26 protein-coding genes are annotated in these 25,521 nt (G+C 68.0%); 18 read left to right on the top strand and 8 right to left on the bottom strand.

Going from position 1 to position 25,521, the window contains the following annotated elements; translation table 11 throughout:
* The first annotated feature begins 212 nt into the window (after window positions 1–212).
* From G6N14_RS02760 to G6N14_RS02785, 6 genes are all read left to right on the top strand, one after another.
* A complete protein-coding gene (locus G6N14_RS02760) occupies window positions 213–374 on the top strand; it encodes a hypothetical protein (RefSeq protein ID WP_163787023.1) in 162 nt (53 codons plus the stop codon).
* Window positions 374–688 carry a DUF2742 domain-containing protein gene (locus tag G6N14_RS02765; protein WP_085135485.1) on the top strand — a complete coding sequence of 105 codons (315 nt, stop codon included), beginning with the start codon at window positions 374–376 and terminating at the stop codon, window positions 686–688. Before G6N14_RS02760 ends, G6N14_RS02765 begins: the two co-directional genes overlap by 1 nt.
* On the top strand, window positions 685–2,463 hold the full coding sequence (locus tag G6N14_RS02770) for a hypothetical protein (protein WP_109559786.1): 1,779 nt from the start codon (window positions 685–687) through the stop codon (window positions 2,461–2,463). The genes G6N14_RS02765 and G6N14_RS02770 overlap by 4 nt, the downstream gene beginning before the upstream one ends.
* A gap of 216 nt (window positions 2,464–2,679) precedes the next feature.
* Complete coding sequence (locus G6N14_RS02775; protein WP_085135484.1) at window positions 2,680–2,946, top strand: hypothetical protein; 267 nt, start codon at window positions 2,680–2,682, stop codon at window positions 2,944–2,946.
* A gap of 258 nt (window positions 2,947–3,204) precedes the next feature.
* On the top strand, window positions 3,205–4,386 hold the full coding sequence (locus tag G6N14_RS02780) for a phage major capsid protein (RefSeq protein WP_163787025.1): 1,182 nt from the start codon (window positions 3,205–3,207) through the stop codon (window positions 4,384–4,386).
* 14 nt (window positions 4,387–4,400) lie between these two features.
* On the top strand, window positions 4,401–4,577 hold the full coding sequence (locus G6N14_RS02785; protein WP_163787027.1) for a hypothetical protein: 177 nt from the start codon (window positions 4,401–4,403) through the stop codon (window positions 4,575–4,577).
* A 618-nt stretch (window positions 4,578–5,195) separates the two neighbouring features.
* Here G6N14_RS02785 and G6N14_RS02790 read toward each other — a convergent pair.
* Window positions 5,196–5,789 (bottom strand): hypothetical protein, encoded by a 594-nt coding sequence (locus G6N14_RS02790; protein WP_133054904.1) that lies wholly within the window; start codon window positions 5,787–5,789, stop codon window positions 5,196–5,198.
* 550 nt (window positions 5,790–6,339) lie between these two features.
* Between G6N14_RS02790 and G6N14_RS02795 the strand changes: the two genes are divergently transcribed.
* Entirely contained in the window at window positions 6,340–6,690 is a 351-nt protein-coding gene (locus G6N14_RS02795; RefSeq protein ID WP_133054903.1) for a hypothetical protein, read from the top strand.
* Between the two features lie 35 nt (window positions 6,691–6,725).
* Window positions 6,726–7,190 (top strand): hypothetical protein, encoded by a 465-nt coding sequence (locus tag G6N14_RS02800; RefSeq protein ID WP_220096715.1) that lies wholly within the window; start codon window positions 6,726–6,728, stop codon window positions 7,188–7,190.
* Between the two features lie 188 nt (window positions 7,191–7,378).
* On the opposite strand, the gene G6N14_RS02805 is transcribed toward G6N14_RS02800, so the two are convergent.
* Window positions 7,379–8,095: a TetR/AcrR family transcriptional regulator gene (locus G6N14_RS02805; protein WP_085135482.1), complete on the bottom strand. Its 717-nt coding sequence runs from the start codon at window positions 8,093–8,095 to the stop codon at window positions 7,379–7,381.
* 92 nt (window positions 8,096–8,187) lie between these two features.
* On the opposite strand from G6N14_RS02805, the gene G6N14_RS02810 reads away from it, so the two are divergent.
* The 6 genes from G6N14_RS02810 (at window position 8,188) to G6N14_RS02835 (ending at window position 15,537) form a co-directional block, all read left to right on the top strand.
* Window positions 8,188–9,576 (top strand): NAD(P)/FAD-dependent oxidoreductase, encoded by a 1,389-nt coding sequence (locus G6N14_RS02810; RefSeq protein ID WP_085135481.1) that lies wholly within the window; start codon window positions 8,188–8,190, stop codon window positions 9,574–9,576.
* Window positions 9,577–10,010: 434 nt separating this feature from the next.
* Window positions 10,011–11,096, top strand: coding sequence for a YncE family protein (locus G6N14_RS02815; RefSeq protein ID WP_234808901.1), 1,086 nt, complete (start codon window positions 10,011–10,013; stop codon window positions 11,094–11,096).
* 41 nt (window positions 11,097–11,137) lie between these two features.
* Window positions 11,138–12,769: a long-chain fatty acid--CoA ligase gene (locus G6N14_RS02820; RefSeq protein WP_085135479.1), complete on the top strand. Its 1,632-nt coding sequence runs from the start codon at window positions 11,138–11,140 to the stop codon at window positions 12,767–12,769.
* Window positions 12,769–13,827: an NAD(P)H-dependent amine dehydrogenase family protein gene (locus tag G6N14_RS02825; protein WP_085135478.1), complete on the top strand. Its 1,059-nt coding sequence runs from the start codon at window positions 12,769–12,771 to the stop codon at window positions 13,825–13,827. The genes G6N14_RS02820 and G6N14_RS02825 overlap by 1 nt, the downstream gene beginning before the upstream one ends.
* A 7-nt stretch (window positions 13,828–13,834) precedes the next feature.
* Window positions 13,835–14,710, top strand: a complete 876-nt coding sequence (locus G6N14_RS02830) for a class II glutamine amidotransferase (protein ID WP_085135477.1) — start codon at window positions 13,835–13,837, stop codon at window positions 14,708–14,710.
* Window positions 14,707–15,537, top strand: coding sequence for a patatin-like phospholipase family protein (locus G6N14_RS02835; RefSeq protein WP_085135476.1), 831 nt, complete (start codon window positions 14,707–14,709; stop codon window positions 15,535–15,537). The genes G6N14_RS02830 and G6N14_RS02835 overlap by 4 nt, the downstream gene beginning before the upstream one ends.
* On the opposite strand, the gene G6N14_RS02840 is transcribed toward G6N14_RS02835, so the two are convergent.
* Complete coding sequence (locus G6N14_RS02840) at window positions 15,534–16,490, bottom strand: patatin-like phospholipase family protein (RefSeq protein WP_085135475.1); 957 nt, start codon at window positions 16,488–16,490, stop codon at window positions 15,534–15,536. The genes G6N14_RS02835 and G6N14_RS02840 overlap by 4 nt on opposite strands.
* Window positions 16,491–16,812: 322 nt before the next feature.
* On the opposite strand from G6N14_RS02840, the gene G6N14_RS02845 reads away from it, so the two are divergent.
* Together G6N14_RS02845 and G6N14_RS02850 are read left to right on the top strand one after the other, a co-directional pair.
* Window positions 16,813–17,355 carry a cupin domain-containing protein gene (locus tag G6N14_RS02845; protein WP_085135474.1) on the top strand — a complete coding sequence of 181 codons (543 nt, stop codon included), beginning with the start codon at window positions 16,813–16,815 and terminating at the stop codon, window positions 17,353–17,355.
* Window positions 17,352–17,822, top strand: a complete 471-nt coding sequence (locus tag G6N14_RS02850) for a rhodanese-like domain-containing protein (RefSeq protein WP_085135473.1) — start codon at window positions 17,352–17,354, stop codon at window positions 17,820–17,822. Before G6N14_RS02845 ends, G6N14_RS02850 begins: the two co-directional genes overlap by 4 nt.
* On the opposite strand, the gene G6N14_RS02855 is transcribed toward G6N14_RS02850, so the two are convergent.
* Genes G6N14_RS02855 through G6N14_RS02865 form a run of 3 tightly spaced genes read right to left on the bottom strand, consistent with a single transcriptional unit; the run spans window position 17,754 to window position 21,280 of the window.
* Window positions 17,754–19,430 carry an alpha/beta hydrolase gene (locus G6N14_RS02855; protein WP_085135472.1) on the bottom strand — a complete coding sequence of 559 codons (1,677 nt, stop codon included), beginning with the start codon at window positions 19,428–19,430 and terminating at the stop codon, window positions 17,754–17,756. The two genes, G6N14_RS02850 and G6N14_RS02855, sit on opposite strands and share 69 nt — an antisense overlap.
* A 10-nt stretch (window positions 19,431–19,440) precedes the next feature.
* Complete coding sequence (locus G6N14_RS02860) at window positions 19,441–20,223, bottom strand: enoyl-CoA hydratase (RefSeq protein WP_046319977.1); 783 nt, start codon at window positions 20,221–20,223, stop codon at window positions 19,441–19,443.
* A gap of 19 nt (window positions 20,224–20,242) precedes the next feature.
* Window positions 20,243–21,280 (bottom strand): enoyl-CoA hydratase/isomerase family protein, encoded by a 1,038-nt coding sequence (locus G6N14_RS02865; RefSeq protein WP_085135471.1) that lies wholly within the window; start codon window positions 21,278–21,280, stop codon window positions 20,243–20,245.
* 159 nt (window positions 21,281–21,439) lie between these two features.
* On the opposite strand from G6N14_RS02865, the gene G6N14_RS02870 reads away from it, so the two are divergent.
* Together G6N14_RS02870 and G6N14_RS02875 are read left to right on the top strand one after the other, a co-directional pair.
* The gene (locus G6N14_RS02870; RefSeq protein WP_085135470.1) at window positions 21,440–22,291 is read left to right on the top strand and encodes a Bax inhibitor-1/YccA family protein; all 852 of its coding nucleotides are present in this window, start codon (window positions 21,440–21,442) and stop codon (window positions 22,289–22,291) included.
* Between the two features lie 139 nt (window positions 22,292–22,430).
* Window positions 22,431–23,276, top strand: coding sequence for a hypothetical protein (locus tag G6N14_RS02875; RefSeq protein ID WP_085135469.1), 846 nt, complete (start codon window positions 22,431–22,433; stop codon window positions 23,274–23,276).
* A gap of 69 nt (window positions 23,277–23,345) precedes the next feature.
* On the opposite strand, the gene G6N14_RS02880 is transcribed toward G6N14_RS02875, so the two are convergent.
* Both G6N14_RS02880 and G6N14_RS02885 read right to left on the bottom strand, forming a co-directional pair.
* Window positions 23,346–24,563, bottom strand: coding sequence for an acetyl-CoA C-acetyltransferase (locus G6N14_RS02880; protein ID WP_085135468.1), 1,218 nt, complete (start codon window positions 24,561–24,563; stop codon window positions 23,346–23,348).
* A gap of 35 nt (window positions 24,564–24,598) precedes the next feature.
* Entirely contained in the window at window positions 24,599–25,447 is an 849-nt protein-coding gene (locus G6N14_RS02885) for an SGNH/GDSL hydrolase family protein (protein WP_085135467.1), read from the bottom strand.
* Window positions 25,448–25,521: the final 74 nt, after the last annotated feature.

Genomic DNA, 25,521 nt, shown 5'->3' on the forward strand with positions numbered 1-25,521 from the left:
TCGGAGATTCGACTATGAATCCTACCGTCGACCACGGCGTTCCGTGCCGGCTCTGCACCGTCCCGACCACCGATGGCGCTGCGCTGTGCACGTTCTGTCGGGACTACGCTGGCGACCCCGTTGATTCTCTGACCCGCGGGTGCTGTGGCGGGGTGGGGGGACATGCCGGTGGCTGCGCGTCATCGGCCCTGGAGAGCGCGGCGGCGGAGACTGTGGAGATTCGTGCCGATGTCGCTGCCGCGATGCGCGCCCTGTCAAAGGATTCGCCGCTGTGGGCGGCGGTCGATCTCGTTCAAGCCATGGGGCATCTACGCGAAGCGCGGAGGGCGATCGAGAGGGCCTTGCTGACCATCGCCGCCGAGGCGGTGCGGTGATGGGCGTGGAATCGTGGCAGGTGAGCTGGTGGCCGGTGCACCGGTTCCTCGCCGCAGTGGTCGACCAGGCGAACGTCGGGCCGTTGCCGCTGGCCGGCACCCCGAGCTGGCAGGCACTGGCCGACGACGACCCGACCAAGCTGTTGGCCCTCGCTGATGCTGGCCAGCACGCAGTCCTGCAATGGGACATCGCCCAGACCGCCGCCGCTGACGCCTCGAAAGCCATTGCCGCCGCCGAAGATTGGCCCGCCGTAGCCCGATGCATACGACGCGGCCGTGGTGCCGCCTACATCTCACGGAGGGTAACGGCGTGATCAACTCCGATCTGACCAAGAAGTTCTTCCTCGAATCCGACAGTGACCAACTGGCGAAGATCTATCAGTGGGCGCGTGCTCGCTACGCAGCACCGTGGGCGGTGTTCTTCGCCGTGCTGCTGCGGGTGTCGGCCAGCCTCGGCCCTCATGTGCAGCTCCCTGGCGTCATCGGTGGCCGAGCATCGTTGAACTTGCTCTGCGCGTTCGTGTCCCTGTCCGGTGGCGGCAAGGGCATCAGCGACAAGGTCGGCCGTCTGGCCTGGCCGAGGCCGATCACCGAATTGCCGATCGGGTCGGGTGAGGGCATCGCTGCGACGTTCAAGCCACCGGCCAAACCGGACGGGGACGCCGAACCAATCGACTCGGTGATCTTCAATTGCTCGGAGATCGACGTCTTCACCGGCATCGCTACCCGCCAGGGGTCCACCATATTGGGCACGCTTAAGGCATTCGCGATGGGCGAACTGCTGGGCGCCACCAACGCCAGCGCGGCCACCTCCCGCAACGTTCAAGCGCACACCTACCGCGGCTGCCTGTCGGTCGGTGCCCAGCCGGGCCACACCGGCATCATCTTCGACGACACCACCGGAGGTACCCCGCAACGCTTCCTGTGGGCACCAACCATCGACCCGGACATGCCCGCCCAGCGCACCGCCGACCCTGCACCGCTCGACACCGATATACCGCTCTGGACGCCCGGTATGGACGGAGTAGTGGAGATCGGCTACGGCCCGCCGGAGATCACCGAGCAGATCATCGCCGCGCACCTTGCCCGCCAGCGCGGCGACGGCGACGCCCTCGACGGGCATTGGATGTTGACCCGGTGCAAGGTCGCGGCCCTCCTGGCCGTCATGCACCAACGGTCGGTCGTCTCCGAGTCGGACTGGGAGCTGGCCGCCACTGTCATGGCGGTCTCCGACGCCACCCGCCAGATGCTGCTCGACCACGCCAAGCAGGCCGCTAGAGCAAAGATCAGAGATCGAGCACTGAGTCGAGCAACGTTCGACGAGATCATCGACGAACGACATGGCACGACCGTCCGCAACCGCATCATGCGGCTACTCGCCAACGGTCCGATGCCGAGAGGCGAGTTGCGCCGAGCGATGGGTAAACAGCACTACCGCGAAGCGTTCGACGCGGTACTGCCGTACTTGGAGAAGATTTGCGAGGTGGTCGCCATCCCCGGCGAGAAGGCGCCGCACTATGCGATCAACCCGGAGTTCACCGGTGAACCCGGGTTCACCCCACGAAAGGCCAGTTCAACAGGGGTGAACCATGAGTTCACGGGTGAACCGTCCGCTACCGTGACGGATCTCGATACCCGCAGATCGCACGATAACGGTCGCCCCAAGCTGTCGTGTCGCAAGTGGTTGGCCCAGTACGTCGCGCAGCTACTCGAGGGCGGTCAGCAGTACGTTGCTGCCGCCGACGTGTACCGGGCGGGAGAGGCGGCTGGCTACGGCAAACAGAATGTCGCTACCGCCCAGGCGCAGGTGCACCAGATCCGAGTTGCCGCCCGCGACCGCAGCTCCGTCACATGGTGCATCGACCCCGCGGTGACCCTCGACTACCAGCCTGTCGGGGAATGGATAGCAAACTACATTGACCGGCTACCGACAGGCGTGAGGCAGGTCGACGAGACCGATTTTCGGCGGGCCGGTGAGGCGGCCGGCTACGGCTGGTCGAATCTCAGGAACGCCGCGAACCGACATCCCCGACTGTCGGTCGGCGGCGGTGCACTGACGATCGCCGGCGACCAGGAAGCCGCCCTGTGATCGCCCGTCTGTTGCTATCGGCGGCCTACACAGCCACCGGTGCCGGGTCGGTGCCGTGCCCGACGTGCGGTACCGGTGTCGGCCTCTGGTGCTCGACACCGGATGGCCACCGGAGGCGACTGCCGTGCGTCGCCCGCCTCCGGGCTGTGCCCCCACCCAACGATGCGCCGTCATGGCGCGACCCCTCAGAACCCACCCACCCGAAAGGACGAACCGATGACTGACCCCCGCCCCGAACTGGCCGGCCGCGCTGATTTTTTGCGCCTCGCCGGCCAGCTGCACTCCGGCGATCAGGAGGGCATCGACGCCGTTCTGGCCAACTTAGCCGACCAGCCCGCCGGGTACGCCGTCGCACTGGTCGAGGCCGGCCTCCGTGAATACCTGGTTGCACTGCGTGCCATGACGCCCGACCCCGAGGTGGCGCAGCGGTGGCTGGACGCGACAGGGCTCGAGGCCCTCGACCGGCTGCGCGACACCGACTGATCTGTTTCGATTGTTTCAATTCTGGTGGTAACGTCGCGGGTGACGGTTGGCCCTTTCGCTGGCCGTCAGCCCTGGCGCATCGGAGAAGGTCCGCCCTACCTGGCACTGGTGGGCGGACCCGCCGGGGCAACCAGTTCGGCGCCTGGGCTGGCACTGCCCGGCCGAACCCCGCAGCGGGAAGCGCTGGCACTGCGCCCCTGCGCTACATCCCATAACTCACGTTGCACTGCAACGCAATTCATGCCTATGGAGGGCATCATGCAATCGCTCGAAGAACTCACCGCACTGCGCGACAAGCTCAACGCCGGCCGCGCGGCCATCACCGACCGCGTTCGGGCCGAAAACCGCGAACGCCTCACCGCCGGAGAGGACGCCAAGTTCCGCGCCCTCACGGAGGGTGTCGACGAAGCCAACCACCGGATCGCAGAGTGGCATCGATCCGGCCGCGGTAACCCGATCGTCGCTCACGCACGCAGCGGTATGGTCGCGGACCCCTCGGGGAGCCGCGGCGGCTGGGCCGAACGCGCAGCCACCGGCATCGAGTCCATGGGCGGCGAATCCCGTGCGGTCGTGTCCGGCTCCATCGACCTGCCCAGCCTGATCGAGCCGCAAGTCGAGGCCCTGCCGCGACCGGAGCGGCTCATCGACCTGCTCGTGTCCCGTAAGTCTTTGGGTAGTGGGGTTGCGTTCGAGTATTTGCGGCAGACGGTCAGAACCACGGCCGCTGCGCCGGTCGCTGACCTTGCCGACAAGCCCACATCGACGTACACGATGGTGCCCGTCACCGGCGCCGCCGTCGTCCTGGCGCACCTGTCCGAGAATGTTCCGATTCGCTACTGGCAAGACCACCTGGACGTCGTTCATTGGCTGGAGAACGAGATGGTGGAAGGTGTCACCGATTCGCTTGAGCGCCAAGTCATCCAGGGAACTGGTGTCGGTATCAATTTGGAGGGTGTGCTCAAGGTCGACGGCACCACCGAGGTCGAATGGGCAGGCGATCTCGGCACCACCTTGCGATCGGCACTGACGGTGTTGCAGGTCGCGGCGGTGCGGCCCAACGCCTGGGTGCTGCACCCGGCGGACGCCGCCCGTATCGACCTGGCCCGGTGGAACCTCCCCGGGGCGGGGGAGGACGCCCCCGACGAGGCCCCCGGGCCCTACCTCCATGACGGGTTCACCAACGGCGTCGCCAGCTCGGCCAACATCCTGGGCGGGCCCGGCATCCAGCGGGTGGTCTCCACCAGCGTCCCCGTCGGGACCGCGATCCTCGGTGACTGGTCGAAGCTGCGGCTCTACGTGCGGGAGCAGATGCGCTTGGACATTGATGCCAGTGGCGAGAACTTCAAGAGCAACACCGCCACCCTGCGCGCCGAGTGCCGTGTCGGTGTTGCGCACTTGCAGCCCGCCGCGTTCGCCGTCGTGGCCCTCACCGACGACTGACCGGCTGAGCCGTGATGCGCGACTTCGGTGCCCTGACCGAAGCGGGCTTCGTCGCCATCGAGGAAGCCGCTTCGGCCATGGGTTGGTCGACAGCGGCCGTGCAGGCGGCGGTGACGGCGGGAACCCTGCGGGCGGTGTCGACCGGTGGCGGGGGATGGCTGGTGCAGCCGGCGATCGTCACATACCGCTGACCTCAAGGACGTGGTGCTGCTGCTGGTGCTGACGGCGGACGCCAGCAGCAGCACCACCACCAACTGAAGGCCACAACAGGCCACAGAATCGCCTCTACCGACGCAGATCCAACACCATCACTGACCGTAGGACAGCCGCCGAACGGCCCACCACGCCGCCACCAGCCGCCACACCACCTGAACCAAGCGCACCCAAGAGGAGGGGGCGGGTCGAAAGTCTCCGAACGAGGCACGGGCCTGACCGGCGGCACTCACCTCCTCTCCCCCCGAAGAAAAGGAGAAATTGCGTGCGGACGAAATGGCCGACCGCGAGGGTGATGTCGGTGCAGGTGAGCGGTGGTTTTCGTTGCTAGCGCTGGACGCGTCGAGTGTTCGGTTTTTTGACTGCACTTTCCGGCACACTGGAGGACGTGAAAGCGCCTGAACGCAACGCGCGCGACCGGCGTGTGAGGCGCATGGTGGCGGCCGGCAAGTCCTACAGGGATGCTGCTGCCGCGGTCGGATTGCGGAGTCCCGCGTCGGTGCACGAGATCGTTCACCGCGGCCGAGGGATGCTGTCCCGGCAACCTTCGGATCTGGACCTATGGCGCGCTAACGGTGTGTGCTGAGAATGATCGATCAGTCCTGCTCGCGAGTTCGTGGCCCATCGCGCAGCCACTTAGGCATTCGATCGAGCGGACTGGAAGGCTCCGCATAGACCCGCTGAGCGCGGCGAAGAAACCCTGTCAGTGATTCGCTCATGTCTTTGCCGAGCCCTCTAAAGGCGGTGGCTTCCTGTTCGCTCAGCTGGTGGTTGCCGCGGTTGAAAACACTTTCAGCGCGTTCGGAATACTCCGACAACGCGGCGAGCGCCAGCCTTCTGTTCCGTGCCAATTCTGCGTCATTACAAGTCATCTGGACGGCGAGAAGCGCTTGGACCAGCTCAGCTGTTGTTCGCTGGTATTCGAGCCTTACGGAGGGATCAAATCCCCGGATGGATTCTTGGTGGGATTTTGGCACGGGTAGATAGAGAAGTTGGGACGAGGCATCGCACCATCCTTGAACGGCAGCGTAGTAGCGCGTTACAACCTCGCGGCCAGTGAGTCTGCGGCGTTCGTTGATTTGTGACCGGCCGACATGCAGGGTGACCGCGGCAGCCAGGAACGCGGCGATGGTGGCCCACGGCCACTGAGTCAGATCTTCGACAAGCCCGGATACTCCACGTGCGTACATCGGCTCATCATTCCGCTATCCGGTGAGGGGTCCGGCGCCGGCCGCACTGTTCGCGCTTAGCAGTCTTTGATCGAAGGTCGCTTATCCGGGAGTCTTGAACCAGGTCACGGCGACGGATCGTTAGTGACTCACTATCGTGTCTGTCCATGCTAAACGAACCACAGCCTGAAGCTGTGGTGCTACGTTTCACGCCTATGAGTCCAGCAGGTCTGTTGAACCGGGCCGCACAGGACGCGCGACGCAGTGGAGGTCAGGGGCATCACACCGCATCAGTTTGGGCTGATCACGCCCGGGATGGTGAGGATCGGGGGCGAGTGGTAGCTCGGCTGCTGGCCGCCACAGAATTGCACGGACTCTGTCCGGAGCGGAACCTCCACCTGTGGTGGTGCTCGTCTGCAAGAACCCTCACTGAACTGGGGTTCAGCTTCGAGAAAGATCGATATGCAGGGGAGCCCGAGGAGCACTACTCTGTGGTTCTCGGGCATCCGCCTACGATGGAGGATGCTGAGCGGTTTGTTGCGGCGTTCACCAAGGAGAGGAGGCCGGAGCAATGACTGAGATCATGATCGACCCGAACGTACGCGTTGCGGGCGGCTTGACGTTCTCTGGATTTGAGGATGTCCGCGGACCTATGCCTGTAGCCGGTCAACGAGTTCTGGTGCGGGAGCCCGAAGCGAACCTTGTGGCGCCGGGGATCGTGACCAGCGTGGATAACGAAGACTCGTTAATCTATATTCGCGTCGAGTGGGCCAGTTTGAAGACGGATGTTCTACCGACTCCCGATCAGCTCTTGCGACGAATTGGCGCGTTCGTGCAGAATTTCGCCCCCGATGGCCCTACCTGGGTGACATCACAACGGACGGACCACACGGCTGCCTCTAAGCAGTTGCAGTCTGCATGAGTGACGCAGCTGAGTCCGCGCATGTCAGCTTGCTCATGGCTGACTACGCCAACGTCGATCCGCAGGGCAAGCTCAATATAGTTGGCGGAGGAATAACCGGGCTCGGTTGCGAGGTAGCCTCTGGCGCGGTTACGGCCCCGCATGCCGTTGTAGCCGTAGTGAGCTTCGGTGCCGAGTTCGTTGGTGAATCGCCAGCAGTTGAACTTTCCCTTGAGGATGAGAACGGCGCTTTAGTGGAGCTTCCTGGCTCGGCTGGCGTGCCGGAGTTTCTCCGGGTTGGTCACGTAGGCCAGTTGGAGCCGCTTCGGTTACAGGGCCTGTACATACCTAAAGATGCGGTCCGTCCGAGCGTGCAGTTTGTGATGCATTTTGCGACTGGCCTTCCGCTTCCGCCTGGCCACAGATACGTATGGCGGGTCAGGGTAGATCACGAGACTAAGGCGGAGTGGACGTACGTGTTCTACGTCCCGGAGCCGGCGTCGCCTCCTGTTCTTGGTTAGCCGCTGCCCCAGTTCGCCACGAAAGCACTTGCTGTGCGGACGTTAATGCACACATCGTGCCCACAATTTGCCCACAGTTACAGATACCTAGGGTGAACTTCGCTGATGTGATTTCGCAGCTAACGCGGCATCTGCTCTGCCTGCCAGCACCATGAAATCGGTTCGAGTCCGACTGGGGACACCGGCAGCTAGGTGACGTGCGGCATCGGAACCCGGTCACCCACTTCGCCGTTGGCGTCGCGCAGCGCCGGCGCGGCCAGCCCTTCACGCAGCAGCCAACGGGCGAGCTCGAGTGTCTGGGCGATCTCGTCGTCGGTGATGCGCAGGCCGTCGGGCTGCTGCCGCAACGCGATCACGCCGTTCCAGGCCCCCCACAGGTAGTGCGCCAGCCGCAGCGAGTCGACCGGTCGGGCCTCACCCGCGGCAATGGCGTTGTCGATCTGGGCGGCGTAGTTGCGCAGCAGCGCGCCGACGCGGTCGCGGATGCGTGCCTCGGTCTCGTCGTCGCCGGACAGCTGTTCTGCTCCCGGGCTGCGGAAGGCCAAGAAGCTGAAGGCGCCGGGATGCTCGAGGTGAAAGCGCAGGTAGGCGTCGCCGCCGGCCAGCACCCGCTGCAGCGGGCTCAGCGACGGGTCTTCGCTACGCGCCATGTATTCGGTGAACAGTTCCAGTGCGCGATCCACCAGTTGCAGGTACAGCCCGCGTTTGCCGTTGAAGTGGCCGTAGATGGATCCGACCGAGACGTCGGCGAGCACCGCGATCTCCTCGATGCGGGCGGCGCCGTAGCCGGATCGGCTGAACACGATCTCGGCGGCGTCCAGGATGGCGCCCCGGGTGCGGGCCCGGCGCCGGTCGGCCCGCGCCGCGGCCGGCGGGGCAGGAGGCGGGACGGGGTCGTCAGGCATCGGCCCAGGATAGGCCACCGCCGGCAAATTTAAGCAAAATTCAAGAACTGAAAACACTTACAAAATCGCCTACGAGCTGGCATTCTCCTGCTATGCCTGAGCACACAGACGTGGTTATCGTCGGCAGTCGCTGCGCCGGTTCGGCCGCCGCCGTCGCGCTCGCCCGCCGGGGCCGTGCGGTGATCGCACTCGACAGCGCGGCCTTTCCCTCCGACACCTTGTCCACCCACCTGCTGTTCACCCACCACTGGGCCGAGGTGGAACGCATCGGCGCCACCGAGCGGGTGCTCGAACTGGGCGCCCCGCTGCACGCCCGCGCCGGACTCGGGGCGCCCGGCGTGGAGACCGTCGGCCCGTCGAGTACCTACGAGGGCTTCTCCGCCGGAGCGTGCATCCGCCGCCCCGGGTTCGACCTGGCCCTGGTGGAGACCGCCCGCGCCGCCGGAGCCGAGGTCCGCGAGCACGTCCGGGTCACCGATCTGCTGCGCGATCCGCACGGGCGGGTCCGCGGGGTGCGGTACAAGCAGCGCAACGGCGTCACCGGGGAGATCACCGCGAAATTGGTCATCGGCGCCGACGGGCGACGGTCCACCGTCGCGCGCCTGGTCGGCACCCGCGAGCACCACAGCTGGGACAACCAGCGCATGATGGCCTTCGCCTACTTCGAGGATGCCCAGCCCGAGAACCGGCACGTGGCCATGCAGTGGCGCTCCGAGGACGACCTGGTGACCGTCTTCCCCTGTGACGGCGGGCAACTGGTGGCGCTGCAGATGCCCCCGGTGCGCCGCGCCGACGAGTACCGCGCGGACCGATCGGCGGCCTTCGCGGCGACCGTCGACCGCATTCCGCCCTATGCCGAGCGGCTGCGCGGCTGCACCCAGGTCAGCAACGTCTACGTCTCCAACCACCATCCGTCCTACTTTCGGCACTCCCACGGTCCCGGCTGGGCGCTGGCCGGCGACGCGGGGCACTTCAAGGATCCGGTGACCGCGCAGGGCATCCGCGACGCGCTGCGCTTCGGACGGCTGCTCGGCGAGGCCGCCGCTCCCTGCCTGGACGATCCCGCCAAGCTCGACCGGGCGCTGGCGCAGTGGGAGCTCGACCGGGACGCCCAGTGCCTGGCCATGTATCAGTGGGCGAATTCGCTGGGGCGCGACGACGCCGTCTCGCCGATCGAGTTCGCCGCCTACCGGTGGTTCGCCGCCCGGCCGGACGGATTCACCGAAGTCGCCGATGTCTTCAACCGCATCGCCTCACCGCAGCAGGTGTTCTCGCCCGCCAACGTGGTGCGCTGGACCGCCGCGGCGGCCCGCGATCCGCACGTCGACAATCGCCAACTGTGGCGAACGCTGCGCCGCGACCTGCGCCGCGAGGCCGAGCGCATGGTCGAGAAGCGCAAGTTCACCCACCGGCGCGCGGCGTCGGCGCGACTACCTTTTACCCCCGCCGCGTCCGGTGATCGCGACCCGGTTCAGGCCTAGCGACAGCGGCCTCCGATCGGCCGGCCGTGCCGCTCATCGACGGCGCTGGTGCAGGCCAGAGCGCCGCCCGGGCGGCCCCGGCGAACCGTGTACCCGTCCGGCTGAAAAATTGCAAGGGATATGTGACTAGAACCGCCGAATTGATCTGCTGCAGCGTCTTAATTTCTTATTCAACCCTAATACCTGCGCCGATCACAAGTTTGCCTCAAGGCACTAAGCACCAGCTAGAGTGGTGTAACAAGGGTTGCTACAGCGCGGGTATCGGCGCGTTTCACCGCTCTGACGTGGGGTTTGTGGGATTTCCCTGCGACCTCGATCACAATAATTACGACATTTTTCTGTAACTTCGATTTAACCGCTACCATCGACCAGACGCCCTGCCTCGGCAACCCGGTTCGTCCGGATCCGCTGCGACAGCCGCGGGGGTGTGAGCAGTGACGAGACGAACTGAGCGGATACGAACCGTGGTCGATTGGAGCGATGTGGACGAAGTGCCGGCATATAGATTGGCCAACTCTGGATCCCGCTTCGCCAATGCTGTGAACCTGGACCGCGGCCCCATCGGCGGCCTCGCCGTCACCCCCGACGGCCGGCGCCTGCTGGCCACCAACTACAGCGACGACACCGTCTCGATCATCGACACCGCCAGCCGCCGCGTCGTGGGCACAGTTATGCAGGCCGCCGAGGCGTACACGATTGCCGCCGGCCCGGCCGGCAGCGGCTGGGCCTATGTCACCGCCGGTTCCATCGACCTGGACGCCGTACTGGTGATCGACATCGCCACCGCCGAAATCACCGGGTGCTACCCCGTGGCCATGGACATCGGCGACCTGGTCGCCGACCCGACCAGCAGTCGCGTCTACCTCACCCGCACCGGCCCCGCCGGGGTCGACGTGCTCGCGCTCGACGCCGCCCTGCGCCCCGCCGGATCGGTCGGCCTGTCCGGGCACCCCGCCGCCGCGCCGGTGGGCCTGCGGATCAGCGCTGACGGCCGCAGGCTCTATGCGGCGCTGCGTGCGCCCAGCGGCGACACCATCACCGTTCTCGACCGGGACCTGCGCGTCGTCGACACCGTCCGGGTCGGCGCCAGCATCACCGACTTCGCGGTCAGCCCCGACGGGGCCCGCCTCTACGTGGCGACCTCCGGGCCCGATGGGCGCGGCAGCGTCCACCTCGTCGACGCACGCACCCACGCGGTGTGCTCCAGCCGCGCCGCCGAAGCCCGGCTCATCCAGCTGGTCGCCAGCCGCGACGGCCAGCGGGTGTACCTGGTGACCGAGGACGCCGTGGTGGTGTTGTGTGCCCGCACCAACGAGACGCTCGGCACGCTGACCGGCATCGCCGAGCCGTCCTGCGTCGCAGAGAGCCCGGACGGCAGCCGGCTCTACGTCGCCGGGTTCGACGGCAATGTCAGCGTCGCGTCGCTGGCCGACCTGCCGGCACCGTCGGCGTTGCTGCACGAGCAGCTCGAACTCGACGACGTCGTCACCCGGATGCTGCAACTGGAACCCGCGCTGTAACCCACGCCGCATCCGGAATCGCGCCGTGATCGAATAGGCCGATGCGCAGCACCATGCAGCACTGGCCGCTGACGGTCGGTGCCATCTTGCACCACGTCACCACCGTCCACGGCGATCGCACTGTCACCAGCGTGACTGACGGCGGACACCGTGTCACCACCTATCGCGAGCTGGGCCGGCAGGTGGCCCGGCTGGCCAACGCGCTGCGGCGGGTCGGGGTCACCGGCGACGAGCGGGTGGCCACCTTCATGTGGAACAACACCGAACACCTGGCCGCCTACCTGGCGGTCCCGGCGATGGGCGCCGTGCTGCACACGCTCAACATCCGGCTCTTCGCCGAGCAGATCGTCTTCGTCGCCGACGAAGCGCAGGACCAGGTGATCCTGGTCGATGCCTCCCTGGTGTCGCAGCTGGCGCCGGTGCTGCCGCAGCTGCCGAGCGTGCACACCGTGATCGTCGTCGGCGACGGCGACACCGCCGCGCTGGCGGCCTCCGGCAAGACCGTGCTGGACTACCACGCGCTGCTGGCCGCCGAGTCCGACGAATTCGACTGGCCGGTGCTCGACGAGAACTCGGCGGCCGCCATGTGCTACACCAGCGGCACCACCGGCAACCCCAAGGGCGTGGTGTACAGCCACCGGTCCAGCTATCTGCACGCCATGGCCGGGTGCTCCACCAACAGCACCGCGATCGGCTCGATCGACTGCGTCCTGCCGATCGTGCCGATGTTCCACGCCAACGCCTGGGGGCTGCCGTATTCGGCACTGATGGCCGGCGCGGACCTGGTGATGCCCGACCGGCATCTGGACGCCGAGTCGCTGGTCGCCCTCATCGAGTCGCAGCGGGCCACCGTGGCCGGTGCGGTGCCGACGATCTGGAACGACATCATGCACTTCCTGGAGCGCGAACCCGACCACGACATCTCGTCGCTGCGGATGGTGGCCTGTGGGGGTTCGGCGGTCCCGGTCTCGCTGATGCAGGCGTTCGAGCAGCGCCACGGCGTGCAGATTCGGCAACTGTGGGGCATGACTGAGACCTCGCCGATGGCCACTATGGCGTGGCCGCCGCCGGCCACCCCGCCCGACCAGCACTGGGCGCTGCGGGGCACCCAGGGCAGGCCGGTGTGCGGTGTGGAGACACGCATCGTCGACGACGAGGACCGGGTGCTGCCCCACGACGGCGAGTCGGTCGGCGAACTGGAAGTGCGCGGGGCATGGATCACCGGCGCCTACTACCGCGGCCAGGATGACGCCAAGTTCGCCTCGGGCTGGCTGCGCACCGGAGACGTGGGCCGTATCGACCCGCAGGGTTTCATCACGCTGACCGACCGGGCCAAGGACGTGATCAAATCCGGCGGCGAGTGGATCTCCTCGGTGGAACTGGAGAACGAACTGATCGCGCACCCCGACGTGGTCGAGGCCGCCGTGGTGGGGGTGCCCGACGAACGCTGGCAGGAGCGGCCACTGGCGGTCGTGGTGCGCCGCGACGGCACCGCGGTCGGTGGTGCGGAGCTGCGAAAGTTCCTGACCGACAAAGTCGCTCGCTGGTGGCTGCCGGAGCGCTGGACGTTCGTCGAGGCGATCCCGCGGACCAGCGTCGGCAAGTATGACAAGAAGACCATTCGGGCCCGGTACGCCGAAGACCAATATCAGGTGAGCGAGGTGCGTGACTGATGAGCCTGCGTGTCATTCAATGGGCAACCGGAGGAGTCGGCGTCGCCGCGATCAAGGGCGTGCTCGAGCATCCCGATCTGGAGCTGATCGGCTGCTGGGTGCACTCGGAGTCCAAGAGCGGCAAGGACGTCGGGGAGATCATCGGCACCGGACCGGTGGGGGTGACGGCCACCGACCGCGTCGAAGACGTGCTGGCCCTCGACGCCGACGCGGTGATCTACGCGCCGCTGCTGCCCAACCCCGATGAGGTTGCCGCACTGCTGCGTTCGGGAAAGAACGTCGTCACCCCGGTCGGCTGGTTCTACCCGACCGAGAAGGAGGCGGGCCCGCTGGAGGCCGCCGCACGGGAGGGCAACGTGACCCTGCACGGCGCCGGCATCGGGCCCGGCGCCGCCACCGAACTGTTCCCGCTGCTGCTGTCGGTGATGTCCACCGGGGTGACGTTCATTCGCGGCGAGGAGTACTCGGACCTGCGCACCTACGACGCCCCGGACGTGCTGCGGTACGTGATGGGCTTCGGCGGCACCCCCGACCAGGCCCTGAGCGGCCCGATGCAGAAGCTGCTCGACGGCGGGTTCCGCCAGTCGGTGCGGCTGTGCGTGGACCGGCTGGGATTCGCCGCCGACGAGCACATCCACTCCTCGCAGGAGGTGGCGGTGGCCACCGCACCCATCGATTCGCCGATCGGCACCATCGAAGCCGGCCAGGTCGCCGGCCGCCGGTTCCACTGGGAAGCCACCGTCGGCGACCAGGTGGTGGCCCGGGTCACCGTCAACTGGCTGATGGGCGAGCAGCACCTCGACCCGCCCTGGACTTTCGGGCCGGCGGGCGAGCGCTACGAGATGGAGGTGCGGGGCAATCCCGACACCTTCGTCACCGTCAAGGGCTGGCAGCCCGAGACCGTCGAAGCCGGCCTGGTCAGCAATCCGGGCATCGTGGCGACCGCGGCGCACTGCGTCAACGCCATCCCGGCGACCTGCGCGGCCCCGCCCGGCATCGCCGGGTTCTTCGACCTGCCGCCGCTGACCGGCCGAGCCGCACCGCACCTGGCCCGCTGAGCTCATCGTGTGTCGACTATTCGGGCTGCACGCCGGGACCGACGTCGTCACGGCCACGTTCTGGCTGCTCGACGCCCCGGACAGTCTCGCCGCGCAGAGCCGGCGCAACCCGGACGGCACCGGCATCGGAGTCTTCGACGCCGACGCCGTACCCCACCTGTACAAAGAGCCGATAGCGGCATGGCGCGACGCCGCATTCTCCACCGAGGCGCACGAGCTGACCGGGACCACGTTCATCGCGCACGTGCGCTACGCCACCACCGGCGAGCTCGACGTCGCCAACACCCATCCGTTTCTGCAGGACGGGCGGATCTTCGCGCACAACGGCGTCCTGCATGGCCTCGAGACCGTCGAGGAGCGACTTCGCGAAATCGGCACAGCGGATCTGGTTGCGGGACAAACCGATTCCGAGCGGGTCTTCGCGCTGATCACCGGCTACGTCCGAGCCCATGACGGCGACATCGGGGCAGGCCTGCGCGAGGCGGTCGGCTGGCTGGCGGCCAATGTGCCCATCTATGCGCTCAACATCCTGCTGAGCACGGCCACGCAGATGTGGGCGCTGCGCTACCCCGAGACCCATCAGCTGTACCTGCTGGACCGCCGCGAGTCGGCCGCACCGGCCGAACTGGACCTGCAGACCCACCGCATCCGGGCGCACTCCGAGCAGTTGCGCGGCCGCCCGGCGGTGGTCTTCGCCAGCGAGCCCATGGACGCCGACCCCCGCTGGCGCCTGATCGATTCCGGCGAGCTGATCCATGTCGATGCGGACCTGACCATCACCGCCGAGCTGGCCTTCCCCGATCCGCCCGCCCGGCAACTGCGCCGGAAAGATTTGACCGTTGTCGCCGAGGAGGCCCAACACCCTTGGAAAACTGGGAAATGACCAACAAGCGTGCCCTGGTACTGGGCGGCGGTGGGCTGGCGGGCATCGCCTGGGAGACGGGTGTGCTCTGCGGAATCGCCGACGAGGCACCCGCCGCGGCCCGGGCCCTGCTGGAATCGGCGGTGCTGGTGGGCACCTCGGCCGGATCGGCGGTGGCCGCCCAGCTCGGCAGCGGGATGGCACTGGAGGAACTGTTCGCCCGCCAACTGGCGCCCACCACCTCGGAGATCGATCCCGGCGTCGAGACCGACGCGCTGACCGAGCTGTTCATGGCGGCGATCACCGAACCCAACAACACCACCGAGCAGAAGCTGCAAGGCATCGGTGCGGTGGCCCTGGCGGCGCAGACCGTCGCCGCACCCGTGCGCCGGGCCATCATCGCCGACCGTCTGCCGTCACACGAGTGGCCGCAACGGGCGCTGCGGATCACCGCGATCGACATCGACACCGGGACGCTGACCGTCTTCGACCGTGACTCCGGGGTGGACCTCGTCGACGCGGTGGCGGCCAGTTGCGCGGTGCCGGGTGCCTGGCCCCCGGTGGTGCTCGGGACGCGCCGCTACATGGACGGCGGCGTGCGCAGCACGATCAACCTGGACGTGGCCGCCGACTGCGACGAAGCGGTGCTGCTGGTACCGGCAGGCGGCGGCGTGGGCGCCGAGATCGCGGCGTTTGCCGGTCGCGTCTGCGCGGTATTGGCCGACGACACCGCGGCGCGCGCCTTCGGCAACCCGCTCGACCCGGCGTGCCGGGCGCCCTCAGCGCGGGCCGGGCGTGAACAGGGCCGCCGCCAGGCCCAGGCGGTCGCCGAATTCTTGGAGATCTAAAGCGATTTCGCGCCGTCAAGCGCATCGACAGCCAATTGCCGGCCCACCTCGATCAGCTCGGCGGCACGATGGAAGTCCAAGCTGCGGCAGGCCGTTCGAGGCACCTCGATGAGCAGGTCGGGCGGATGCGATGCCAGCTGATGACGGGCCAGCGCGGCCTGGGCGATATCGATGGTCCGGTTCATCACCTCGAAGCTGCCGAGTTTCGGCACCTCGGCGGCGGCGTCCTCGCTGTCTTCGGGTTCGGCCTCGCCGCTGCTGAACCGGTCCAGGACCGCCCGTGCGGTCGGCCGGTCCAGCAAAGATCGCACCCCGGTGGTGTCCAGCAGCGCGGAGGTGCTGCGCAGCACCCGCGTCAACCGGCCGGCGGGCGCGCCGCGCTCGGTCTCTTCGGCGGTCGGGGCGGCGACGGCCGGATCGCCCCCGCTGAGGCTCACCGCCAGCGTCAGATCGGCGTTGACGGCGCTCAGCGGGGCGATCGGCAGGGGATCGAGGATGCCGCCGTCGGCCAGCAGGCGCCCGTCCACCACGTGCGGTGCGATCACCCCGGGGATCGCGATCGAGGCCCGGATGGCGGTGTCGAGCGGGCCGCGCTGCAACCAGACGGATCGGCCGGTGATCAGATCGGTGGCCACAGCGGTATAGGGAATCGGCAGGTCTTCGATCGCGATGTCGCCCAGGATGTCGCGGACCACCTCGAGAAACTTGCCGGCGCGCAGCACCCCGGCGGCGGTGAACGACGGATCCAGCAGGCGCAGCACCGCGCCCTGGGTCAGTGACGTGGCCCATTCGGTGAACTCGTCGAGGTGACCGGCTGCCTGCACGGCGCCCACCAGCGCGCCCATTGAGGACCCGGCGATGCCGATGATGTCGTAGCCGCGCTCCTGCAGTTCGGCGATCACCCCGATGTGGGCGTATCCGCGCGCGCCGCCGCTGCCCAGCACCAGAGCCACCTGGGGAGCTCGGCCCGCCCCGGAGTCCGCAGCAGGGGTCATGTGCACCATTCTGCGGGCAAAGCGGCCTCCGCGCTTTGCCTCAGTGCGATTGCAACCCGAGGGTGCCGGGCAAACGTGCAGCGTATGGCCGGTAATCGGGACCGGGCGGGCGGCACGAGCGCGTCCACGGCATGCCACGGCCCGATGCGTGCCGCGCCGCGCACGCCTAGCATGGCCGCTGTGATGGTGCACGGGGGATTCCAGGGCTGTTGTTGCCGCAGCTGATTTGCTGCCGGCCCCTGTCGTAGATCCCACCCCATCCGTTTTCTGGAGTACTCGCATGGTTACCGCTGAACCCATCGCACTGCGGCGCCCGGCGGCCCCGTCGCGCTCGCTGCGCCTGCCGGACCTGCTGCAGACCACAGACCTGGCCGCCGACGCGGTGCTGCAGGGCCGCTACAACCACCTGCTGCCCGCCTCCGGGCTGCCCGAAGACCACCGCTGGTTCGCCCGCATTCACGGCGACGAGCGGCTCGACATCTGGCTGATCAGTTGGGTACCGGGCCACGCCACCGAACTGCACGACCACGGCGACTCGCTCGGCGCGCTGACCGTGCTCTCCGGGGCGCTCGATGAATTCCATTGGGACGGCGATAAGTTGGCGCAGCGGCGGCTTGCCGCCGGAGACCAGGCGGCGTTCACCCGCGGCTGGGTGCACGATGTCGTCTGGGCGCCGCCGGCCCCGCTGGAGCCGGCCGCCCCGACGCTGAGCGTGCACGCCTACTCGCCGCCCCTGGTGGAAATGTCCTACTACGACGTCGCGCCCGACAACACCCTGCGCCGGCAGCGCACCGAGCTCACCGAACACCCGGAGGCGTCATGAGCACCACACAGGTGAGCAGCCGCATCGACCGCGTGCTGGAGGCCGCCCGCGCCCGGCTGCACCGGATCACCGCAGCTGAGGTGCCCGCCGAGCTGCGGGCCGGCGGCTACCTCGTCGACATCCGGCCGGCCGCGCAGCGCGCCCGGGAAGGCCAGGTGCCCGGCGCGCTGGTGATCGAACGCAACGTGCTGGAGTGGCGCTGCGACCCGACGAGCGATGCCCGGTTGCCGCAGGCGGTCGACGACGACGTGCGGTGGATCATCCTGTGCTCGCAGGGCTACACCTCGAGTCTGGCCGCGGCCGCATTGCTGGATCTGGGCCTGCACCGTGCCACCGATGTCGTCGGCGGCTACCAGGCCCTGGCCGCCGCCGGCCAGTTGGTGCGGCCCGCCGACGAGTTAGGTATTGGCGTGCAGCAGGGGGCGGAGCCGTTCGGTTTTGTCGGGAGTCCACGCCGCTGGATGTAATATCGCCGCCCACGCATCGGCGATATCGGCGACATAGCTGTGCCCATGCCCGGCGGGAACGTGGATAGCCACCGCCATATCCGCGGAGACCTGCAGAAACGTCACGATCGGGGTCCAGTGCACCTGCGGCAGCACGTCGTAGCCGCGGGGCTCTTTGAGCCAGTCCGGCCGCTTGTACAGCAGGTCGGGATGCCACCAGGCGATCGGGTCGGAGGCGTGCTGCAGATACACCACCCGCGGTGAATCCGTCGACCACGGTCCGGGGCGGTCCAGGTCTTGCGGTCGAGCGACGAAACGCACGGCCGCGCCGTCGTGGTAGATCGGCAGCCACCGCGGCGATCCCGAATCGCGGTTGACGGTCAGGTCCGTCCAGATGGTGTTCTGAAAGGTCGGCCCGGTGAACAGTGCACCGTCGGTACGGGCCAGCACGTTATTCAGGCTCATGAAGGAGGCCTCGGCGCCGAACGAGCCCAGACTCTCGCCGAACACCACCAGCTTGGGCCGACGGTTCTCCGGCAGGGCCCGCACCTTCTTGTCGACGGCTTCGAACAGGGCCTGGCCGGCCTGGCGGGCGTTCTCCCGGTCCACCAGAAACGACAGCCAGCTGGGCAGGAACGAATACTGCATGCTCACCGTGGCGATGTCGCCGTTGTACATGTACTCCAGGGCAGTGGCCTGGGCTTCGTTGATCCAGCCGGTTCCGGTGGTGGTGGCCACCGCCACCACTGCGCGCGCCAGGCCGCCGGTGCGGGCCAATTCGGCGGCCGCCAGCTCCGCGGTCGCTTTGATCCCGTCGGCGGAGTTCAGGCCGGCGTACGCCCGGATCGGTTCGACGGCCGGTGCACCGTTGAACTGGCTGAGCTGGGCCACGGTCGGCCCACTGGCCACGAAGATGCGGCCCTGATGGCCCAGCGACTCCCAGGACACCAGCGACTCCGGCCCGCCGGAGCGCAATCGCGTCGACGGCGCCGCCCGGTCCGGGCTGGTCTCCTCGTTGACCGCCCCGAAGGTGCTGTTCATGGCGTTCATCGCGGCTTTGACCACCACGCCGTTGAGCACCGCCAACAACAGTGCCATCAGCAACGACACCGCGACCACCGCCGAGACCCGGGGCGGCGCGACGCGCTCGAGCTGGCGCATCAGAAAGCGGATCAGCTTTCTGATCACTTGGCCGATCTCGACCAGAACGAACAGCGTCACCACCGCTATCGCGCCGGCCTGCGGGTAGTTGTACCAGGTCAGCCGCGGCACGCCCATCAGGTCGCGAATCTGGTCCTGCCAGCCGTGGATGGTCCACACCACCCAGATGTGCACGGCTGTCGCGGTGGGCACCAGCACCAGCCAGGCCCACCGCGGCGGCGGGGGACTGGTGTCCTTGGAGGCCATGAAGCGCACCAGCCAGACACTGAAGACCCCCAGCGCGTAGCCGATCGCACCTGAGCCGCCGCTGACCAGACCCTGGAAGAGCGGCCCGCGGGGCAGCAGCGACGGCGTCAGCGACAACCACAGGAAGACCAGGCCCACGACGGTGCCGGTGAACGTGTAATGCCGGGCCCACCACGGCGGGCGCGCCGTCACTACCGAGGTCGTGGTGGCCGGCGCACTCATCGCAGATCTATCAGCGGTGGGTGAAGTTCGGCGGACGCTTCTCGGTGAACGCCGCCATGCCCTCAGTCTGGTCGTCGGTGGCGAACGCCGAATGGAACAGTCGGCGCTCGTAGAGCAATCCCTCGGCCAGCGTGGACTCGAAGGCCCGGTTCACCGCTTCCTTGGCCATCCGGGCGGCCGACAGGCTCATCCCGGCGATGGTGGCGGCGACCTTGCCCGCCTCGGCCAGCAGGTCGTCGGCCGGCACGACGCGTGACACCAGACCGGAGCGTTCGGCTTCGGCGGCGTCGATGGTGCGGCCGGTCAGGATCAGATCCATCGCCTTGGCCTTGCCGATGGCCCGGGTCAGTCGCTGGGAGCCGCCCATGCCGGGCAGCACACCGAGCTTGATCTCCGGCTGGCCGAACTTCGCGGTGTCGGCGGCGATCACCAGGTCGCACATCATCGCCAGCTCGCAGCCGCCGCCCAGGGCGTGCCCGGCGACTGCGGCGATGGTGGGGGTGCGCACCGCGGCCAGCTTGGACCAGGCGGCGAAGAAGTCGGCGGCGAACACGTCGGCGAAGCTCAGGTCGGCCATCTCTTTGATGTCCGCGCCCGCGGCGAACGCCTTGGCGTTGCCGGTGATGATGATCGCTCCGATGCCCGGGTCGGCGTCGAAAGCAGCGGCGGCGGTGGTGACTTCGTGCATCACCTGGCTGTTGAGGGCATTGAGCGCCTGCGGCCGGTTCAAGGTGATGGTCCCGACGCGGCCGTCGCGGTCGACGAGGATGGTCTCGTAGGTCTGCGCTGTCACGGTGGCTCCTTTTGGTGGGTTAGAAGGTCAGGTCGGGGTCGGCGGAGACGAAGTACGCGTCGATGTCGGCGGCGGTCACCTCGGCCAGGGTGGCCGGTGCCCACTGCGGATTGCGGTCCTTGTCGACCAGCTGGGCGCGGATGCCCTCCACCAGGTCGTGGGTGCGCAGCGACGCGCACGACACCCGGAACTCCTGGATCAGCACCTCTTCCAGGCCGGCGAGCCGTCCAGCCCGGCGCACCGCCTCCAGCGTCACCGCGCACGCCACCGGAGACCGGGTGCCGATCAGTTCGGCGGCGGCGTTGGCGTCGGGGCCGGCGTGGCCGGCCAGTGCTTCCACAATCTCGGCGACGGTGTCGTGGGCGTAGCACTCGTCGATCCAGTCGCGCTGCGCGGCAAGCTGACTGGCCGGCGGCTCGGCGGCGTATGCGGCTAGGGCGCTGTCCACCCCGTCGGCGACGATCGCTGCGGTGAAGGACTCCAGCTGCGCATGGGGCACATAGTGGTCGGCGAAGCCCAGGGCGATGGCGTCCGGCCCGGAAAACGGTGCGCCGGTCAGCGCCGCGTGCAGGCCGAGCCGGCCGGGGGCACGCGAGAGCAGATAGGTGCCGCCGACGTCCGGGATGAATCCGATGCCGACTTCGGGCATCGCCATCTTGGTGGTGTCGGTGACGACCCGGGTGTTGGCGTGTGCCCCGACGCCGACGCCGCCGCCCATCACGATGCCGTCCATGATCGACACGTAGGGCTTGGGGAAGCTGCCGATCTGCGCGTTCAGCAGGTACTCGTCGTACCAGAACTTCCGCGCCTGGGCGCCGTCGGCTTTGGCGCTGTGGTAGATCGCGACCACGTCGCCGCCGGCACACAAACCGCGCTCGCCGGCCCCGCTGAGCACCACCGCCGTCACCTCGGGATCGTCGGCCCACGCGGTCAGTGCCGTGGTCATCGCGGTCACCATCGGCAGGGTCAGTGAGTTGATCGCCTTCGGGCGGTTGAGGGTCAGCAGACCGACGCCGTTGTCGACTCGGGCCAGTACCTCGTCAGATTCGCCTGTCACGCCTTCGCAATGTAGATCCCTAGGCGCGGTCGCTGCTGCGCGGGTAAGGTTTGGCCAGAGAACGGCCGGTTAGTCCGTTCGGGAACTCCAGCGGGTCGGGAAACGTTGACTCAGTATTCGTAACCCTTCGCTTTACAGCATGAAGAGAGGATCGGGACGGTGCGGGAGACCAGCAACCCGGTATTTCGTTCGTTGCCCAAACAACAGGGCGGCTACGCGCAGTTCGGCACAGGTATGGCCGGTGCTACCCAGCAGATGGGTCAGACCTACCAGGTCGACCCGTCACTGGCCTACCAGCGGGAAGTCGTCACTCGCCCGCTGACCATCGACGATGTCGTCACCAAGACCGGCATCACGCTCGGTGTGCTGAGCCTGTCGGCCATCGTCTCGTTCTTCCTGGTGGCCTCCAACCAGGCGCTGGCCGCCCCGCTGACCTTCATCGGCGCGTTCGGCGGTCTGGCCATGGTCATGATCGGCATGTTCGCCCGCAAGCAGGACAGCAAGGCCCTGGTGCTGAGCTACGCGGTGCTCGAGGGCATGTTCCTGGGCGCCATCTCCTTCGTGCTGACCGCGGTCACCGTCGGAACCAGTAACGCCGGTTCGTTGATCGGCCAGGCCGTGATGGGCACCCTCGGGGTGTTCGGCGGCATGCTCGTGGTCTACAAGACCGGCGCCATTCGGGTCACCCCGAAGTTCACCCGGATGCTCGTGGGCGCCATGTTCGGCGTGCTGGCCCTGATGATCGGCAACCTGGTGCTGTCGCTGTTCGGCGTCGGCGGCGGTGAGGGCCTGGGCCTGCGCAGCGGCGGAACCCTGTCCATCGTGTTCTCCCTGGTCTGCATCGGTATCGCGGCGTTCAGCTTCCTGATCGACTTCGACGCGGCCGACCAGCTGATTCGCGCCGGCGCGCCGGAGAAGGCCGCGTGGGGTATCGCGCTGGGCCTGACCGTCACCCTGGTCTGGTTGTACCTGGAGATCCTGCGGCTGCTCAGCTACTTCCAGAGCGAGTGACCGTCCAGCTCTAGCTCCACCCTCTAGCTCCACCCGTTGACTCTGCGCTGACCAGGCAAGCTACTCGCACTTTTGCCTGGTACGCGCAGAGTCAACTGCTATCTGGGGACCTGTCGGAGCACGCTGGCAGCATGCCGGCATGGCAGGCGAACCCTTCCTCGGCAGCGAGGCACTGGCCGCCGGTGCGGTCACCTGGCACGAGCTCGCCAAGTACTACACGGCGCTCATGCCGAACGTCTACCTGGACAAACACCTCACGCCCACGCTGCGCAGACGTACGCGCGCGGCGTGGCTGTGGACCCATCGACAGGGCGTCGTCAGCGGTCTGGCCGCCGCGGCGCTGCACGGCTCCGGCTGGATCGACGACCACGCGCCGGTCGAACTGATCTGGCGCAACGCCAGGGCGCCGAGCGGCGTCAAGACCCGGGCGGACCTGCTCCTGGCCGGCGAGACGCAGCTTTGCGACGGGATGCCGGTCACCACGGTGGAGCGCACCGCTTTCGACCTGGGCCGGCGCGGCCCCCTGCGTCAGGCGGTCGCCAGACTCGACGCGCTGGCCCATGCCACGCACTTCAAGACCGACGATGTCGCCCGGCTGGCGGCGCGGCATCGTCATACCCGCGGCCTGCGCCAACTGGAAGCCGCCCTGTACCTCGCCGACGCCGGGGCGCAGTCACCGAAAGAGACCTGGCTGCGGCTGCTGCTCGTCGACGCCGGGTTCCCGCGGCCGGGGACGCAGATCCCCGTACTCGAGGACGGCTATCCGCGGTACTTCCTCGACATGGGGTGGGAGGACATCATGCTCGCGGTCGAATACGACGGCGACCAGCACCGCACCAGCCGCCCGCAGTTCGTGAAGGACGTGGAGCGCCTGGAATACCTGCGAGACGCCGGCTGGACCCACATCACGGTGCTCGCCGAACACCGCGGTGACGACGTGATCCGCCGGGTCAGAAGTGCCTGGGATGCCCTACAACGCCGTTGACTCTGCGCTCACCAGGCGGGCTACTCGCACTTTTGCCTGGTAGGCGCAGAGTCAACGAAAAACGAAAAACTAGGAGAGGCGCTCGACCACCATGGCCATGCCCTGGCCGCCGCCCACACACATGGTCTCCACACCGAACTGCTTGTCGTAGGTGGCCAGGTTGTTCAGCAGCGTGGCGGTGATCCGGGCGCCGGTCATACCGAACGGGTGCCCCAGGGCGATCGCCCCGCCGGACACGTTCAGCTTGTCCTCGTCGATGCCCAGCTCGCGGGCCGAACCGAGCACCTGCACCGCGAAGGCCTCGTTGATCTCGAACAGGTCGATGTCGGAAACCGACATCTTGGCGTTGGCCAGCGCCTTCTTGACCGCCTCGATCGGGCCCAGGCCCATGATCTCCGGCGACAGACCCGACACCCCGGTGGCCACGATCCGGGCCAGCGGCTTCAGCCCCAGCTCCTTGGCCTTGGTGTCGCTGGTGATGATCACCGCGGCGGCGCCGTCGTTCAGCGGGCACGCGTTGCCGGCGGTGATCGTGCCATTGGGCCGGAACACCGGCTTGAGCTGGCTGATCTTCTCGTAGGTGGTGCCGGCGCGCGGGCCGTCATCCGTGCTCACGACGGTGCCGTCGGGCAGGGTGACCGGCGAGATCTCGCGGGCGAAGAAGCCACTCTTGATGGCTTCCTCGGCGCGGTTCTGGCTGCGCACACCCCAGTGGTCCTGGTCCTCGCGGCTGATGCCGGTGTGCAGCACCACGTTCTCGGCGGTCTGGCCCATCGCGATGTAGACGTCGGGCAGCAGGCCGTCGTTCCGCGGGTCGTGCCACTCCTCGGCACCGGCCGCGGCGGCCTCGGAGCGGGCCTGGGCGTCGGCGAACAGCGGGTTCTTGCTGTTGGGGGCGCCGTCGGCGGCACCGATGGGGAACTGCGAAACGGTCTCGACTCCGGCGGAGATGAACGCGTCGCCCTCGCCGGCCTTGATCGCGTGGAACGCCATCCGGGTGGTCTGCAGCGAAGACGAGCAGTACCGGTTCACCGTGGTGCCCGGCAGGAAGTCGTAGCCGAGCAGCACCGATACGACGCGGCCGATGTTGTAGCCGGAGGCGCCGCCGGGCTGGCCGCAGCCCATCATCAGGTCGTCGATCTCGCGCGGGTCCAAGGCAGGCACCTTGTCCAGGGCGGCGCGCACCATCTGGGCGGCCAGGTCATCGGGCCGCATGGTGACCAGGGAGCCCTTACCGGCCCGGCCGATGGGCGAACGCGCAGTGGAGACGATGACAGCTTCGGGCACGGGGACTCCTTGAGATCGGGTTTTCAGAGCCGAATCTAGTCCGAGGAGGCCACCGCGCGGGAGTCGGGCCGGTACAGGGCGCCGCAGAGCGCAGGGATCATCTGTGTGGCCGCCAGCGCGTACCCGGCTGCCGACGGGTGGTACTGATCGCGGGCGAACAGCGGCTCGCGGGCCTGGCGGAACTCCCGGAGATCGACGAAAGGCACCGTGATGCCGCCGGCGGCCTTGACCGCGTGGGTCTGAGCCCGGGCCAGCCGCCGGGCCCGGGTATGGGCGACCCAGCGCAACGGCTGGGGGATGGCACTGACCACACCGAGGTCCGGGCAGGTGGCGACGATCACCGCCGCACCGCCGGCGCGCAGTCGCTTGACCACCGCGTGCAGTCGCTGCGCTGAGCCATCGATGCCGTGCAGCGCGGTGACGTCGTTGGCCCCGATCATGATCACTGCCGCGTCCGGTGGCGGACCGGCGACGAACATCGCGTCGACCTGGCCGGCCAGCCCCATGGTGGTCGCACCGACAATCGCCTTGGTGCTCAACCGGATTCGCGATCCGGTGTGCTCTGCCAAGGCTCTGGCGATCAGCGCTCCGGGAACCTCGTCGGCCGACAGGCAGCCGTAGCCGGTGGCGGTCGAGTCGCCGAAGACCATCAGGTGCAGATCCACCCTCATGCCGCGCTGGAACCGCTCGGCCGGCCCGCCGCCGGCGGCGTAGACACCGTCCGCATAGGGCGCGATGCCCCAGGCCCGGGGAATGATCTGGCGCGCCCGGTCGGCCTGCCCGGCCAAGAGTCCGCGCACGCCCAGATACAGCGTGCCGCTGGAGGCGATCGCGCCGGCGGTCACCAGCGTGACCGCCGAGCGACGCGGTGCCCGGAACTGCATGCCCGCAATTTTAGGGAGCCGGCGCCCGGATCGCCCCTGAGTAGCAAACAAGAGATGGTCACGAAGCGGACCCG

This window comes from Mycolicibacter hiberniae, assembly GCF_010729485.1.
GTDB lineage: Bacteria > Actinomycetota > Actinomycetes > Mycobacteriales > Mycobacteriaceae > Mycobacterium > Mycobacterium hiberniae.

What these genes read in the sequence shown, in the direction of transcription:
- G6N14_RS02775 (WP_085135484.1), top strand. Translation starts at nt 2,680, where the DNA reads ATGACTGACCCCCGCCCCGAACTGGCCGGCCGCGCTGATTTTTTGCGC.
- G6N14_RS02825 (WP_085135478.1), top strand. Translation starts at nt 12,769, where the DNA reads ATGAGCCTGCGTGTCATTCAATGGGCAACCGGAGGAGTCGGCGTCGCC.
- G6N14_RS02785 (WP_163787027.1), top strand. Translation starts at nt 4,401, where the DNA reads ATGCGCGACTTCGGTGCCCTGACCGAAGCGGGCTTCGTCGCCATCGAG.
- G6N14_RS02765 (WP_085135485.1), top strand. Translation starts at nt 374, where the DNA reads ATGGGCGTGGAATCGTGGCAGGTGAGCTGGTGGCCGGTGCACCGGTTC.
- G6N14_RS02780 (WP_163787025.1), top strand. Translation starts at nt 3,205, where the DNA reads ATGCAATCGCTCGAAGAACTCACCGCACTGCGCGACAAGCTCAACGCC.
- G6N14_RS02835 (WP_085135476.1), top strand. Translation starts at nt 14,707, where the DNA reads ATGACCAACAAGCGTGCCCTGGTACTGGGCGGCGGTGGGCTGGCGGGC.
- G6N14_RS02855 (WP_085135472.1), bottom strand. Translation starts at nt 19,430, where the DNA reads ATGAGTGCGCCGGCCACCACGACCTCGGTAGTGACGGCGCGCCCGCCG.
- G6N14_RS02875 (WP_085135469.1), top strand. Translation starts at nt 22,431, where the DNA reads ATGGCAGGCGAACCCTTCCTCGGCAGCGAGGCACTGGCCGCCGGTGCG.
- G6N14_RS02885 (WP_085135467.1), bottom strand. Translation starts at nt 25,447, where the DNA reads ATGCAGTTCCGGGCACCGCGTCGCTCGGCGGTCACGCTGGTGACCGCC.
- G6N14_RS02795 (WP_133054903.1), top strand. Translation starts at nt 6,340, where the DNA reads ATGACTGAGATCATGATCGACCCGAACGTACGCGTTGCGGGCGGCTTG.
- G6N14_RS02850 (WP_085135473.1), top strand. Translation starts at nt 17,352, where the DNA reads ATGAGCACCACACAGGTGAGCAGCCGCATCGACCGCGTGCTGGAGGCC.
- G6N14_RS02845 (WP_085135474.1), top strand. Translation starts at nt 16,813, where the DNA reads ATGGTTACCGCTGAACCCATCGCACTGCGGCGCCCGGCGGCCCCGTCG.
- G6N14_RS02790 (WP_133054904.1), bottom strand. Translation starts at nt 5,789, where the DNA reads ATGTACGCACGTGGAGTATCCGGGCTTGTCGAAGATCTGACTCAGTGG.
- G6N14_RS02820 (WP_085135479.1), top strand. Translation starts at nt 11,138, where the DNA reads ATGCGCAGCACCATGCAGCACTGGCCGCTGACGGTCGGTGCCATCTTG.
- G6N14_RS02800 (WP_220096715.1), top strand. Translation starts at nt 6,726, where the DNA reads ATGGCTGACTACGCCAACGTCGATCCGCAGGGCAAGCTCAATATAGTT.
- G6N14_RS02810 (WP_085135481.1), top strand. Translation starts at nt 8,188, where the DNA reads ATGCCTGAGCACACAGACGTGGTTATCGTCGGCAGTCGCTGCGCCGGT.
- G6N14_RS02805 (WP_085135482.1), bottom strand. Translation starts at nt 8,095, where the DNA reads ATGCCTGACGACCCCGTCCCGCCTCCTGCCCCGCCGGCCGCGGCGCGG.